This is a genomic window from Paraburkholderia sp. RCC_158 (assembly GCF_041355255.1).
Lineage (GTDB): Bacteria > Pseudomonadota > Gammaproteobacteria > Burkholderiales > Burkholderiaceae > Paraburkholderia > Paraburkholderia graminis.
Window position 1 is genome coordinate 413,926 of sequence record NZ_JBFUPM010000001.1, and the last position, 13,120, is coordinate 427,045.

Sequence of the window (13,120 nt, forward strand, 5' to 3'; positions counted from 1 at the left end):
ACAGCGCTGTAACGGTTGGTAAGGCAAGTGCTCGGCGGGACTTTGGCATATGCCCATTTATTTGTCTACTTAAATCCACACAATAACGACGTGTATTGTTTATTTAACAATCGGGGCAGGATTGAATGATCTGTAGCAACTGCCTGGCATCGGCCTGGTGACCGCCAGATGACGGCGGGGCGGGCGTCCTGGGCCGACGTGTGTTTTAAACAACCGGACGCCGATGCAGAGCCGCCGGTGATGGCAAACCGTCTGGCCGGCCGGATTGTTTCGGCATTTCGGGAAAAGCATTGGCGATCATCGGTGCGAATTCAATGAATGTCGCGATAAGCTCCGACTGATATTTTTTTGCCGTCGAATTACTTAATTTACAAAAACTGTCAATTGCCCGTTCTAAACGCTGTATGAGAATTACAACAAATGGGAAGGGCGATTATTTATCGTGTACCCGGCTTTGGTGTGCATCTCATCAGCGATATCGGTCGATGATCTCAAAGAGTCGCTGACACGACGTGGCCAGGTGCTGCTCAGGCGCCGTCGCAACGCCGAGCAAAAGCCCCGGTAATGTCCACGACGGAGTCGCGAACCACACGGACAACGGCGATGGCGCCATGCCGACGGTCATCGCTTCGCGAACGATCCGCACGTCGGGCGCGCCGTCGGGGAGTCGGAGAAGTACTGCCAGGCCGGCATTGACCCACTCCGCGTCGCGCATTCTTAACTGCTCGCATAGCGCGTCGCGCTGGGCGGAATAAAGACGCTTGAGCCGGCGCACGCGCCGGATGTAGTGACCGTCACGCATGAATTGCGCTGTGGCGAGCTGAATGACTGGCGATGGTGCCGGGGCAAGCGTTGCGGCGACCTCGGCGAATGCGTTGGCCAGTTCGTTCGGCGCGACGACAAATCCAAGTCGCAGCCCCGGGCTAATCGTCTTGCTGAACGAACCGATGTGAATGACCCGTTTGCCCTCGTCCAGCGACGCGAGCGCAGGTGCCGGCCTGCCTTGCAGTTGGAGCTCGCCGAGGTAGTCGTCTTCGATGATCCACGCGTGGCTCGAGGCTGCCCATTCGAGCAGTTGAAGCCGTCGCCTGAGCGACAGCGTCGAGCCGAGGGGCGCTTGTTGACCTGGCGTCACGACTGCTAACGCGGCGTCCGCGGCGTTCTCGATGCCATAGCCTACGTTGAGGCCTTCTGCATCCACCGGCACCGGCACTATGTTCAAACGCGCGAGTTCCAGGCCTTTGCGCGTGACCATGAAACCGGGCTCTTCCATCCAGACCTTTCTGCCTTCCAGGCCTAACACCCGCAGTGCAAGCCCCAAGCCGGCGCTGTATCCGGAAGTGATAAAGATCTGCTCGGGGTAGCAGTGGACGTTCCTCGCGATGGACAGATAGCCCGCGATCTCTCTGCGCAATTCGAACTCACCTCTCGGATCGGGATAGAGCAGCGACGACAAACATCCGGTCTTCAGCAGGTTGGAAGAACGCGCGCGTGCAAAGAGCTGTTCGGGCAGACCTTCAAACGCCGGAATGCCGAGCTGGAAGATCGCCGGCCCGGCGTTCATCTCCTCGTAAGCCCGCATAAAGGCGCCGAGCTGCGGCGCTTGCGCCTGAGTCGCCACCACGCGCGGCCGCGGGGCGACGCGGGTGCCGCCCGCCCCGAATGTCTCGATCATCTGCGCGTCGCATAACCGTTCATAGGCCGCTTGAACCGTACCGCGCGCCACGCCGAGCTGCGCCGCCAGGTCCTGCCACGAGGGCAGCCGCGTGCCGGGTGCGAGCAGCCCGGCCTCTATGGTCCTGCTAATGCTCGCACGAATCTGTTCTGCGAGGGGCAGCTTCGCTGTCCGGTCGAGCCGAATTTGCAGGTCTGGATGCATGTTCTTGGTACACACGAAAATGGGGAATCTTGGTTCTTCTATTCGTACCATCGATGGTACAGAATATTCCCACCATAGCAGGTAGAAATGTGAGCCCAATAGGGAGATACCAGGCCATGCCCGATCGACGGATTCGAGCGAGTAATAATTCGCATATCGAACTATCTATTCACCCATAGGATTAACCATGACCAATGCAGTCATCGAATGTATCCTGAGCCGCAGCGCCGCCAAGTACTACGACACGGCTGCGACGTTGAGCGACGACCAGATCCGCGAACTCGTGCGAATCGGCACATCCGCGCCGACATCCTTCCACTTGCAGAACTGGCGCTTCATCGCAGTACGTACGCCCGAGGCCAAGACACGACTTAGCCCGATCGCGTGGAATCAGCCCGCGATCAAAGATGCGGCGGTTACGTTCATCGTCTGCGGACAACTGGTCGATACCAGCGTCATACCGGAGCGCCTCGCTCCGCTCGTGGAAGCGGGCGTCATGCCCGCCGCGATGGTGCCGGAATGGGAAAACCCCGCACGCGATCTGTACATGGCGCACCCGCAGCGCCGGCGCGACGAGGCGGTACGTACGGCCACTTTCGGCGCATCGGCGATGATCTATGCGGCCCGTTCATTGGGCCTGGGTTCGACGCCGATGATCGGTTTCGATGCCGAAGCCGTGCACCGCGAGTTCGGATTGGCCGAGGACGAAGTGCCGGTCATGTTGTTGTCGATAGGCGCGGAGCGTCCGGGAAACTGGGCGCAGAAGCCGCGCCGTCCCGTGGCCGATGTGCTGGCGCTCGTCTGATGATTAGTAGAACCGGCGATGTGCGGGAACAGGTGGCCGATTCCGCCATTGCCTTTGTGAAGCCGCTGGAGAAAGCCGCATGAATATCCTGCACATCGATTGCAGTCCGCGACGCGAGTCGCACAGCCGGCAGCTATCGTCGGCAGTCGTCGACAAGCTCCTCTCGATCCTCCCCGACGCGAGTATCAGCCGCCGCGATCTGGGCTATGAACCGATACCTCACGCGGGCGCCGACTATGCCGCCGCGCTCGCGACGCCCGCGTCGCTGGCCGCGGCTGGACGCTCCGCCGACGCGCTACTTCTCGCGGAGCAACTCATTGACGAAGTCGAGCGTTCCGATGTCGTTGTCATCGGCACGCCGATGAACAACTTCACGGTGCCGTCCGTTCTGAAAGCGTGGATCGATCAGATCCTTCGTGTGGGCCGCACGATGAAGTCGACACCAGCCGGCAAAGTGGGAATGCTTCAGGACCGCCCCGTGTTCGTCGCGATCGCTTCGGGTGGCGTGTTTGCTGGTGAGCGAGCCAATCAGCCGGATTTCCTCACGCCTTACCTCACCGCCGTCCTCGGCTGCATCGGTTTCAATACAGTCCATTACCTGCCTTTGCAAGGCACAGCGTTTATCGATGAGGCTCGCGCCAACGAACTTCGCCGCTCGCTCGTCGCGACGATCGAACCGGCAATGGTCAGCCTCATGCAGACCTCGCTTGAACAAGCGTCGAGCCGGTAACTTATCAGGAACGTTCGTCCTTGCGCGTCTCAATCGTGGAAAAGCTGTCGTCGACAACGATCAGCGTATGCTGGAGCGATCCTTGTTCGGGTCATTGCGCGGCCCAGGTCTGGGGCATCTGTGTCGCGCGTGTGGATGCCGTTTGCGTGCTGTCCGGTAAGCCGATACGCCGCGGGGATTCGATATTTCGTCCGCGTGTGTATCGATCGCAAGTGCCGCTCAATCGCCATCGCATGATCCTGGCCTCCGCAGTAGCTGGATTCCCCGAGAAACCATCCTTTTGAAAAGTACTAAAGTATGAGCACATGTATGAGTACATCGAGAAAGGTTGTCGTCGTTACCGGCGCCTCGCGCGGGATGGGCGCCGCGATCGTTCGGGCGTTTCGCGAACTGGACTGTGCCGTCGTTGCCACCTCGCGTTCGATCGAACCATCGGACGACGCGAACCTGCTGACGGTAGCCGGCGACATCGGCGACCCGGCAACCGCGCGACGTGTCATCGCCGAGGGCGTCGCACGATTCGGGCGGATCGATACGCTCGTGAACAACGCCGGCATCTACATCGGCAAGCCTTTTACCGAACACACCGCGGAAGACTATGCGGCCGTGATGAACGTGAACATGGCGGGCTTCTATTACATCACGCAGCTAGCAATCGCCGAGATGGAAAAGCATTCGAGTGGTCATGTGGTGAGCATCACGGCCAGCATCGATCAGGTTGCAATCAGCGGGGTCTACTCGGTCCTCGCGGCGCTGACGAAGGGCGGCATCAACGCGGCCACGAAGTCGCTGGCAATCGAGTACGCGAAGAAGGGAATCCGCGTGAATGCCGTCGCGCCCGGAAACATGGACACGCCGATGCACGCGCCTCAAATCCACGAAGCGCTGCGAGCTTTCAACCCGATCGGGCGCCTGGGTGAAACACGCGATATCGCCGACGCTGTCGTCTTTCTCGATTCGGCGCCGTTCATTACTGGAGAAATCCTGCACGTCGATGGCGGACAAAGCGCGGGCCACTGAAACGCTCTTCTCCATGCCGAAGCCTAACGAAGCCCTATGTCTCAAGTCGATTGGCTGAGCCACCTGCTGCAAATGATCACCATCACCGGCCGGTTGGAAGTCCGTTGCGCGTATGGTGCGCCGTGGCGCGTGGCCTGGCCGCAGGCCAGTGCGCAAGAGGTTCCCTATCACGTCGTGCTCAAGGGCCGGGCCATCATCGAGGACCCCGAGACAGACACGGCGCGCGAACTGGTAGCCGGCGATGTCGTGCTGCTGCCTCACGGCTCGGCGCACGTACTGCACGACGGCAGCGGACATGCGCCCGGACCTACGTGCGAACGCCGTGATTCCGCCGGTTTGATGTTCAGCGAGAACGACGGCCAGGGCGAGCGTCTTGACATGCTGTGCGGGCGATTTCTGATCGGGCCGCCTCATGATCGGCTGATCCGCAATTACCTGCCCACGAATGTCGTCGTCCGGACCCTGGAAGGTCACGGTGAAAAGGATGTGGGGTCTGCACCGAACCACCTGGCGAGCTTCGTGGGGATGATGCGCGAAGAGTCGACGGGTGACAAAGTCGGCGGATACGCGATCGTCAACGCCCTCTCCTCGGCGCTCTTCACGCTCGTGTTGCGCGAGGCGAGCGAATCCGAAGAAGCCCCGGCGGGCCTGCTGGCACTGGCCGGCAATCCGCGACTCGCGCCGGCCATTTCAGCCATGTTCGCCGATCCCGCGCGGCCCTGGAACCTGCCTGAGCTAGCCGACTTATGCAGCATGTCGCGCGCCACTTTCATGCGGCACTTTCAGGACACGCTCGGGTGCTCGGCCGTCGATCTGTTGACCGATATCCGGATGAGCCTCGCTGCCAACGAGTTAAAGAAACCGATGATGACCACCGAGGCCGTGGCCGAGTCGGTTGGGTATCAATCGGTGTCGTCATTCCGCCGTGTATTCACCGAGAGGATGGGCATGACGCCGGGGCAATGGCGGCGGCTGGCGCGCAACGGCCAATAGCGGTCCCAGTGCCGGTCCCGAATCATCGCTTCACGTCGACTTGATCCTTTTGGATACTTTATTGAGCAAATCCAGTCTCGAAAGCCGCATCGACGAGGCCTAAAGTGGAGGCTCCTAACCGCCTGACACAGCATCGACGCAACGCACGCTGATACGAGAGAGACCGACTTATGAGCGCACAAGCTTTCGAATTTGACGGACCGCACGGCTACCGTCTCGCCGGCAGGCTGGAATTGCCGGACGGCGAGCCGCGTGGCTGGGCCATCCTCGCCCACTGCTTCACGTGCGGCAAGGACAGCCTCGCCGCCAGTCGCGTCGCACGAGCGCTCGCCGCTCACGGCATTGGCGTGCTGCGCTTCGACTTCGCCGGATTGGGTAATAGCGGTGGAAGCTTCGCCGACACCACTTTCGCCGCCGACGTGGACGACCTGGTTGCGGCCGGCAACGCGATGACCAGCGACGGCAAGCCGCCATCGATTCTGGTCGGCCATAGCCTCGGCGGCGCAGCCGTCCTGATGGCCGCGGGCCAGATGCCGGGCATTCGTGCGGTGGCCACGCTGGCTGCTCCATTCGATACGCGCCATGTGTTGCATCAGTTCGCACCGCAAAGCCTTAAAACCATCGAGGCGCACGGCGAAGCGGAAGTATTGCTGGCTGGCAGGCCGTTCGTCGTGCGCAAGAGTTTCGTCGACGACCTGGCGTGTCACAACCTCGAGTCGCGAATCGCCGGGTTGCGCATTCCATTGCTGGTGCTGCATTCGCCACTGGATTCGACAGTGGGCATCGAGAACGCCGCGCGTATTTTTGCGGCTGCGAAGCACCCCAAGAGCTTTATTTCGCTGGACAACGCGGACCACCTGCTGACGCGCCGCGCCGACGCCGACTATGCGGCCGCAATGATCTCGACCTGGGCGAGCCGGTATCTGATTTCCTGATTTGAATGACATGTGCTTTTGCGCTCCGGGTGGAGCGCGGGCACTTGTACGCCTAAACCTACCCTCCTACACACAGGAATCCTTATGAAAACCGAAATCAACATGACCAACCCCGTCATCGAATGCATTCTGAGCCGCAGCGCGGCCAAGTACTACGACCCGGCCGCGACCTTGAGCGACGAACAGATCCACGAGCTCGTGCGGATCGGTACGAGTGCGCCGACATCGTTCCACTTGCAGAACTGGCGCTTTATCGCCGTACGCACGCCCGAAGCCAAGGCGCGACTGAGCCCGATTGCGTGGAACCAGCCTGCGGTCAAAGATGCAGCGGTCACTTTCATCGTCTGCGACCAACTGGTCGAAACCGGCGTGATTCCGGAGCGTCTTGCACCGCTGGTGGAAGCGGGCGTCATGCCGGCAACCATGGTGCCGGAGTGGGAAATCCCCGCACGCAATCTGTATATGGCGTACCCGCAGCGCCGTCGTGACGAGGCCGTGCGCACCGCGACTTTCGGCGCGGCGGCGATGATCTATGCGGCCCGCTCGATGGGCCTAGGTTCTACGCCGATGATCGGTTTCGATGACGAAGGCGTGCACCGCGAGTTCGGACTGGCCGCGGACGAAGTACCGGTTCTTCTGTTGTCCGTAGGCGTGGAGCGAGCCGGCAACTGGGCGCAGAAGCCACGCCGTCCCGTGGCCGAAGTGCTGGACCTGGTATGAAGTGAAAGACAGGCACAAGGTGTCGCCTGCTTGAAGGGCAAAGCCGCTTCGACCCGCAACATGGGCGCGAAGCAAATCAACGGATGGTCTCCCAATGACCGTTCTCAATCTGTAAAACCAGTAATTAAGGATGACTACGATGGCAAGGACTACTACTTTAACGCCGGAACAGGTGCCGGCCGATTCGAAGCCGACGCTCGACGCGTTCACCAAAAATATCGGCTTCACGCCGAACATGATGTCGAGCTTCGCGCAAAGCCCGATCGCGTTCAACGCATGGGCCACGCTGCTCGGTTCGCTGAGCAAAGCACTCGACGTAAAGACGCGTGACAGCATCGGTCTCGTTGTCTCCGAGGTGAACGGCTGCAACTACTGCCTGACGGTGCACAGCTTTACCGCCGAGCATATGGCGAAGCTGCCGGCCGATGAAATCATCCTCGCCCGCAAAGGACATGCTGCCGACCCAAAGCGCGACGCCGCGGTTCAGTTTGCGCGCAAGGTCATCGAGACCCGCGGGCAAGTCAGCGACGCCGATCTGAAAGCCGTCCGCGATGCCGGCTACACGGATGCAAACGTGATGGAGATCGTCGCGCTGGTGGCCATGTACTCGCTGACGAACTTTTTCAATAACGTGTTCGATCCCGAGAAGGACTTTCCCCCGGTTACGCCGGCCGGCTCGATCTGAACTTTATTCCCTCGTCTGCGAGGGAATTGGGAAACGAGGCGGAAGAGCCGGTCATACGACGGCTCTGCCCCGCTGGCTTACCCAGGAGAACAAGCATGACACTCGATCATCCAATTTTCACGCGCTGGCCGGCGCGGCACCCTGATCGGCTCCAGCTCTTTTCGTTACCGACGCCCAACGGCGTGAAGGTCGGGATCATGCTTGAGGAAACGGGTCTTGCGTATGAGGCGCACCGCATCGACATCATCGCAAGCGAGCACCATGACCCGGCTTTTCTCGCCCTCAATCCGAACGGCAAGATTCCGGCGATCTTCGATCCCGACGGTCCCGGTGGACGGCCGCTTGCGTTGTTCGAATCGGGAGCGATCCTGATCTATCTCGCCGAGAAGACGGGACAACTCCTTTCCACCGATCCCGTTACTCGCTACGAAACGATCCAGTGGCTGATGTGGCAGATGGGCGGTGTCGGGCCGATGTTCGGCCAGGTTGGCTTCTTCAACAAATTCGCCGGCAAAGCGTATGAGGACAAGCGCCCGCGCGACCGCTACGTCGCGGAATCAGCGCGGCTGCTCGGTGTTCTCGACCAACGGCTCGCGGGCCGCGACTGGGTAATGGGCGCTGAGTACAGCATCGCCGATATTTCACTGCTCGGCTGGGTACGCAACCTGATCGGCTTTTATGAAGCGCGTGAGCTTGTCGGCTTCGACCGCTTCTCGCATGTCGAGCGCTGGTTCGAGCGCGGTCTCGCGCGTCCGGCGGTGCAGCGCGGGTTGGCAGTGACCGCGGCCTGAAGCAAAGCAGCCGAAAACGTTTTGCATAGCGAAGCATAAAGCCGCTCAAATTCTTTTCAAGCGAGGATCTCCGTGATCGAAATCAACGCCGACGCAGAGGCGATCATCAAGCGGGCGATATTGTCATTCGTCGCGACAGTCAACGACGATGGAACGCCGAATCTTTCGCCGAAGGCATCGTTGACAGTCAGGAACGGTGTTCTCTACTTCGCCGATATCGCCTCGCCCGCGACGATACGAAACCTGAAACGCAAGCCCGCCGTCGAGATCAACGTAATCGACATCTTCGAGAGGCGCGGTTATCGATTCAAAGGTCATGCGTCGATCCTGCCGCCAGGCGATGACGAGTACTCGATGATCGCGGACTGGGTCCGCTCGACGAACGGCCCCGAGTACCCCGTCGATCACGTCGTCAGGATCGAAACGCTTTCGATCTCTCCGCTGCTGTCGCCGGCGCATGTATTCGCGGAGCCTGCTCGAAGTCAGGACGAAATCAGGAACACTTACTATCAAAAGTACGGTGTGAAACGCATCGGCGAATAGGCGAATAACGCGAGAAGTACTCGCGCAAGCCAGGAGAAAATCTATGCTATCGGTTGAGATCAAAGCCATTGAAAAGAACGACTTTGATATTTGGCTTCCTCTGTGGAAAGGCTATCAGCGATTCTACGAAGTGGATATCCCCGAGTCGGTGACGCTCGAAACATGGGCACGCTTCGTGGACCCGATGGAGCCGATGCATGCGGCGCTTGCCATGATGGGCGAACACGCGTTCGGGCTGGTGCATTCCATCTACCATCGATCCACCTGGACAACAGCCAACTACTGCTATCTGCAGGACCTGTTTGTCGCAGCCGATGTGCGTGGCGGCGGCATCGGCCGCGCGCTGATCGAGCATGTTTATGCGGACGCGAAACGTCGCGGGGCGGCGCGTGTGCACTGGCTGACACACCGAACGAACTCTGCCGCCATGCGGCTTTATGAAAGCGTCGGACATCGCTCGGGCTTCGTCCAGTACCGGAAACTGCTCACCTGAAAATTCCCGCGCGAGATCTCGTCAGAACTCCTTCGACACATCAAGCAACCACGCCTTCTTTGATCCTTTTGAGCATTTTATTGAGCAATTGCAGTCTCGAAACCCGCATCGGGCAAGCCTAAAGTGAAGGCTCCTGATGACCGACCCACAACCTGAATTGGAAACCCAAAATGTCTATTCCCACAGATCAGCTCCGTCTTCAAATCGCCGAGAAAAGCGCAGGATCGCTCTCTAGTCTGGCTCTACTCAGATGGGCGCTTGTCATCGTCTTTCTTTGGTTCGGTGCAATGAAATTCACCGCCTACGAAGCCAACGGCATCGCTCCGTTCATTATGCACAGCCCGATCATGAGCTGGTTGCATTCCCTGTTCGGAATTCAAGGGGCAAGCGACGTTATCGGCGTACTCGAACTGTCGACTGCGGCAGCGCTGACTATCGGAGCCTTCGTGCCCGTTTTCTCTGCATTGGGTGCAGCGATGTCGGCCGCGACCTACTTCATCACGCTGACTTTCTTCCTGAGCACGCCAGGCGTAGCCGAAGCGACGGCGGGTGGGTTTCCTGCAATTTCAGCCTTGCCTGGCCAGTTCCTTCTCAAAGATGTCGTTCTACTGGCTGCATCGCTTTCTCTCCTTGTGGCGTCCATTCAGGCCTCGTGGGCAAACGCTCAGAAGCCGTGACCTGGATGAACTTTCGATACCGCGATTAACGGTACCGCGCGAAGCATTCCACCCATGCAGATGAAGAGGAAAGCAAACGTGAACGAGTCCACTGAGATCGGCGACAGAATCGCCGACAAATCTTCGCAGCCCGACGAGCGCACTATCCGCGACTGGATGGGACCGGAGGCGTTCGAGCATTGGGTCGAACTGCGGAGCTGGATCGACGCATCGTATCCCGGTGTTTTTGCGCCAGACTGGCTATATGGCGGCAAGAAGCGCGGTTGGTCACTGCGCTACAGAAAGACCAAGGCGCTCTGCACGCTGTTGCCCGCATACAGGCTGTTGTCGGTTCTGGTGGTCCTGGGGCGAGCTGAACGGGAGAAGTTCGAGGCGCGGCGTTACTTCTGGAGCCCACAGTTGGTGAAGCTCTACGATGAAGCCCGCGCCTACCCCGACGGCAAATGGCTGACTGTCCCGATTTCATCCGCGGATGATCGGCATGAGGTGACCGAGCTGATGCGTATGAAGCGCCCTACGCTTTCACGCGATTGAATCGTACGTCGCGGAAGCCACGTTCTCTGTACCGGACATCATCCCGCGATCCGTACCGGTACTGTACCGGAAACGCTGGCTAGAATGGTCAAAATCTTCTAGCCTCGTTCCGGAGCCCGCCATGTCCTACCTCACGCTCAGCGCGCTGCCCGCCGGCATCCTGTTCGCGCTCGTCACCAGCATCACGCCTGGTCCGAACAACACGATGTTGCTCGCGTCGGGCGTCAACTTCGGTTTTCGCCGCACCTTGCCGCACATTTCAGGTATCAGCGCCGGCGTCGTGCTGTTGATGCTATCGGTCGGCGTCGGACTCGGCGAAGCCTTCGTGCATTTCCCGGTGCTGTACACGGTGCTCGAAGTGGCGAGCGTCGCCTACCTGCTTTATCTCGCGTGGAAAATCGGCACGTCGGGCGAACTGAAGGTCAAGCAGGGCGAACGGCGGCCCATGAAGTTCTATGAAGCCATCGCGTTTCAGTGGGTCAATCCCAAGGCGTGGATGATGGTGCTGACCGCGGCCACGACCATCCATCTGAGCGAGAGCTACAGCATGAACGCAGTGGCAATGGCGGCGGTGTTCTATGTGATCGGCTTTCCGTGCATCTGCCTGTGGGCCGGGTTCGGCACCGCGATGCGGCGCGTGTTGTCCGACGCGAGGCGTCTGCGCGCTTTTAACATCACGATGGCGCTGCTGCTCGTGCTTTCGCTGTATCCGATCGCGCTGAAGCTGCTGGACGCAGCCACCTCGTAAGCGAGCGAGAGACGCGCCAGGCGATGCGCATCTAAATCGCTCCGCGCCCCACTCGCGCGATGAAGCGCCACAACGCATCGTCGGTCGAATAAGGGGCGTTGAAGCGAAACCATGCGCTCGGCGCGTCGTCCGGCCGGAAGTATGAGCCGGGCGCAAGCCAGATGCCGTGCTTGAGCGCGGCCGTCGCGACGTCGCCAGCAGACGCGGGATCAATCGGCAGGCGAGCCCACAGAAACAACCCCGCTCGCGGCCGATGAAACACTTCGAGCCCAAGCGAGTCGAGCCGCTCCTCGACGGTCGCATGCGCGAGCTTGAGCCGCTCGTTGACCGCTTCCACGTGACGCGCGTAGCGGCCCTCGAGCAGAACCTTATCGACAATCCGCTCGATCGCCTCCGACGACGTCAAGCCCACCGCCATCTTCGTGCGCGCCAGTTCGCGCAGCACCGCGCGCTCCGCGACCACGTAGCCGCAGCGCAGCCCCGGCGTCACCGTCTTCGAAAAGCCGCCGACATACAGCACGCGCTGCAAGCCTTCCATCGCGGCAAAAAGCGGCGCGCCGGACGGCGCCAGTTCGCGGCTCACGTCGTCCTCGATCACCCACATGCGCTGACGCTCGGCGATCTGCAGCAGGCGGAACGCCGCCGACATGCCGAAGGTCGCGCCGGTCGGATTCTGCAGCGTCGTGTTGACGAAAATGGCCTTCGGCTTGTGCTCCGCGACGAGCGCTTCGAGCAGCTCGGTATCGACGCCCGCGGGCGTGCGCGGCACGCCATGCACGACGAGTCCGGCGAGCTTGAGAATCTGCAGCAGGTTGCAATAGCCGGGATCTTCGACGATCACCGCGTCGCCTGCGCGCAGCAACGTGCGCACGATCAGATCGAGCCCTTGCGTCGCGCCCTGCGTGAGCAGCACGTTGGACACGTCGACGGGCAGACCGCGCCGGTCGAGCTGCTCGGCGATGCGCTCGCGCAACGGCGCGAAGCCGTAGGGATGGCCGTAATCGCCGAGCCGCGCGGCAGGCACCCGGCTCATCGCGCGCAACGCATGCTGCAAACCGGTCTCGTTGATCCATTCGTTCGGCAGCCAGCCGCCGCCGGCCTTGATCGGCACCGAATGATCGGCGAATACGTCGGACAGAAGCCAGGTCGCGGTGAGGCTCGGCGGCTGCCAATCGGTCACGGCCGCTCGCGGCGCAGGCGAGCGCGCCGCCACGCGATAACCGGAGCCGCGCCGCGCGACCACGAGCCCCATCGACACCAGACGGTTGTACGCCTCCGTCACCGTGAAGGTGCTCAACTCATGCGTCTGCGCAAGTTGCCGCACCGACGGCAGCAGTGCGCCCGCGCGCAGCGACTGCGCCTCGATGGCTTGCGCGAAGCCTTGCACGACCTGGTCGACGAGCGTGGGAGCGGCGCGCCGGTCGCGCTCGAGATTCAATTCGATCATGGTCGGAAGTGTGGACTCGGAACGAAAAAGCCGGCCGCGACGCACGGCCCGAAGCGGATCGCGTCGGCACAGTTACCGCCGATCCACCAACACAGTTAGCGCGACACCGCGTCAACTGTT

16 protein-coding genes are annotated in these 13,120 nt (G+C 60.8%); 14 read left to right on the plus strand and 2 right to left on the minus strand.

The annotated features are described in order from the left end of the window. Window positions 1-469 precede the first annotated feature (469 nt). Window positions 470-1,879: a PLP-dependent aminotransferase family protein gene (locus AB6809_RS01825; protein ID WP_029966762.1), complete on the minus strand. Its 1,410-nt coding sequence runs from the start codon at window positions 1,877-1,879 to the stop codon at window positions 470-472. Window positions 1,880-2,066: 187 nt separating this feature from the next. Between AB6809_RS01825 and AB6809_RS01830 the strand changes: the two genes are divergently transcribed. The 14 genes from AB6809_RS01830 (at window position 2,067) to AB6809_RS01895 (ending at window position 11,553) form a co-directional block, all read left to right on the plus strand. Further along, window positions 2,067-2,684: a nitroreductase family protein gene (locus AB6809_RS01830; RefSeq protein ID WP_029966763.1), complete on the plus strand. Its 618-nt coding sequence runs from the start codon at window positions 2,067-2,069 to the stop codon at window positions 2,682-2,684. A gap of 79 nt (window positions 2,685-2,763) precedes the next feature. Further along, a complete protein-coding gene (locus AB6809_RS01835; RefSeq protein WP_029966765.1) occupies window positions 2,764-3,414 on the plus strand; it encodes an FMN-dependent NADH-azoreductase in 651 nt (216 codons plus the stop codon). 20 nt (window positions 3,415-3,434) lie between these two features. Beyond that, window positions 3,435-3,698, plus strand: a complete 264-nt coding sequence (locus tag AB6809_RS01840; protein WP_081652980.1) for a DUF3331 domain-containing protein — start codon at window positions 3,435-3,437, stop codon at window positions 3,696-3,698. Window positions 3,699-3,723: 25 nt separating this feature from the next. Continuing rightward, window positions 3,724-4,434, plus strand: coding sequence for an SDR family NAD(P)-dependent oxidoreductase (locus AB6809_RS01845; RefSeq protein ID WP_029966767.1), 711 nt, complete (start codon window positions 3,724-3,726; stop codon window positions 4,432-4,434). A 36-nt stretch (window positions 4,435-4,470) separates the two neighbouring features. Next, window positions 4,471-5,427, plus strand: coding sequence for an AraC family transcriptional regulator (locus AB6809_RS01850; RefSeq protein WP_029966769.1), 957 nt, complete (start codon window positions 4,471-4,473; stop codon window positions 5,425-5,427). A 170-nt stretch (window positions 5,428-5,597) separates the two neighbouring features. Continuing rightward, window positions 5,598-6,362 (plus strand): S9 family peptidase, encoded by a 765-nt coding sequence (locus AB6809_RS01855; protein ID WP_029966770.1) that lies wholly within the window; start codon window positions 5,598-5,600, stop codon window positions 6,360-6,362. Window positions 6,363-6,446: 84 nt separating this feature from the next. After that, entirely contained in the window at window positions 6,447-7,082 is a 636-nt protein-coding gene (locus AB6809_RS01860) for a nitroreductase family protein (RefSeq protein WP_371025969.1), read from the plus strand. Window positions 7,083-7,221: 139 nt separating this feature from the next. After that, entirely contained in the window at window positions 7,222-7,767 is a 546-nt protein-coding gene (locus AB6809_RS01865) for a carboxymuconolactone decarboxylase family protein (protein WP_006049576.1), read from the plus strand. A 95-nt stretch (window positions 7,768-7,862) separates the two neighbouring features. Then, the gene (locus tag AB6809_RS01870) at window positions 7,863-8,558 is read left to right on the plus strand and encodes a glutathione S-transferase N-terminal domain-containing protein (RefSeq protein ID WP_029966774.1); all 696 of its coding nucleotides are present in this window, start codon (window positions 7,863-7,865) and stop codon (window positions 8,556-8,558) included. Between the two features lie 72 nt (window positions 8,559-8,630). Further along, window positions 8,631-9,101, plus strand: a complete 471-nt coding sequence (locus AB6809_RS01875) for a pyridoxamine 5'-phosphate oxidase family protein (RefSeq protein ID WP_029966776.1) — start codon at window positions 8,631-8,633, stop codon at window positions 9,099-9,101. 43 nt (window positions 9,102-9,144) lie between these two features. Beyond that, window positions 9,145-9,594: a GNAT family N-acetyltransferase gene (locus tag AB6809_RS01880; protein WP_029966778.1), complete on the plus strand. Its 450-nt coding sequence runs from the start codon at window positions 9,145-9,147 to the stop codon at window positions 9,592-9,594. Window positions 9,595-9,764: 170 nt separating this feature from the next. Further along, a complete protein-coding gene (locus tag AB6809_RS01885; RefSeq protein WP_006049580.1) occupies window positions 9,765-10,271 on the plus strand; it encodes a YkgB family protein in 507 nt (168 codons plus the stop codon). Between the two features lie 54 nt (window positions 10,272-10,325). Continuing rightward, the gene (locus AB6809_RS01890; protein WP_006049581.1) at window positions 10,326-10,805 is read left to right on the plus strand and encodes a DUF3788 domain-containing protein; all 480 of its coding nucleotides are present in this window, start codon (window positions 10,326-10,328) and stop codon (window positions 10,803-10,805) included. A 121-nt stretch (window positions 10,806-10,926) separates the two neighbouring features. Further along, entirely contained in the window at window positions 10,927-11,553 is a 627-nt protein-coding gene (locus tag AB6809_RS01895) for a LysE family translocator (protein WP_029966781.1), read from the plus strand. A gap of 31 nt (window positions 11,554-11,584) precedes the next feature. Here the strand turns inward: AB6809_RS01895 and AB6809_RS01900 are convergent, their stop codons facing one another. Beyond that, window positions 11,585-13,000 (minus strand): PLP-dependent aminotransferase family protein, encoded by a 1,416-nt coding sequence (locus tag AB6809_RS01900; RefSeq protein WP_029966782.1) that lies wholly within the window; start codon window positions 12,998-13,000, stop codon window positions 11,585-11,587. Window positions 13,001-13,120 lie beyond the last annotated feature (120 nt).

Bases quoted from the DNA above. Each gene is read 5' to 3' on its own strand.
- AB6809_RS01895 (WP_029966781.1), top strand. From the start codon at position 10,927: ATGTCCTACCTCACGCTCAGCGCGCTGCCCGCCGGCATCCTGTTCGCG.
- AB6809_RS01835 (WP_029966765.1), top strand. From the start codon at position 2,764: ATGAATATCCTGCACATCGATTGCAGTCCGCGACGCGAGTCGCACAGC.
- AB6809_RS01825 (WP_029966762.1), bottom strand. From the start codon at position 1,879: ATGCATCCAGACCTGCAAATTCGGCTCGACCGGACAGCGAAGCTGCCC.
- AB6809_RS01855 (WP_029966770.1), top strand. From the start codon at position 5,598: ATGAGCGCACAAGCTTTCGAATTTGACGGACCGCACGGCTACCGTCTC.
- AB6809_RS01890 (WP_006049581.1), top strand. From the start codon at position 10,326: ATGCAGATGAAGAGGAAAGCAAACGTGAACGAGTCCACTGAGATCGGC.
- AB6809_RS01850 (WP_029966769.1), top strand. From the start codon at position 4,471: ATGTCTCAAGTCGATTGGCTGAGCCACCTGCTGCAAATGATCACCATC.
- AB6809_RS01900 (WP_029966782.1), bottom strand. From the start codon at position 13,000: ATGATCGAATTGAATCTCGAGCGCGACCGGCGCGCCGCTCCCACGCTC.
- AB6809_RS01870 (WP_029966774.1), top strand. From the start codon at position 7,863: ATGACACTCGATCATCCAATTTTCACGCGCTGGCCGGCGCGGCACCCT.
- AB6809_RS01885 (WP_006049580.1), top strand. From the start codon at position 9,765: ATGTCTATTCCCACAGATCAGCTCCGTCTTCAAATCGCCGAGAAAAGC.
- AB6809_RS01880 (WP_029966778.1), top strand. From the start codon at position 9,145: ATGCTATCGGTTGAGATCAAAGCCATTGAAAAGAACGACTTTGATATT.
- AB6809_RS01865 (WP_006049576.1), top strand. From the start codon at position 7,222: ATGGCAAGGACTACTACTTTAACGCCGGAACAGGTGCCGGCCGATTCG.
- AB6809_RS01860 (WP_371025969.1), top strand. From the start codon at position 6,447: ATGAAAACCGAAATCAACATGACCAACCCCGTCATCGAATGCATTCTG.
- AB6809_RS01830 (WP_029966763.1), top strand. From the start codon at position 2,067: ATGACCAATGCAGTCATCGAATGTATCCTGAGCCGCAGCGCCGCCAAG.
- AB6809_RS01845 (WP_029966767.1), top strand. From the start codon at position 3,724: ATGAGTACATCGAGAAAGGTTGTCGTCGTTACCGGCGCCTCGCGCGGG.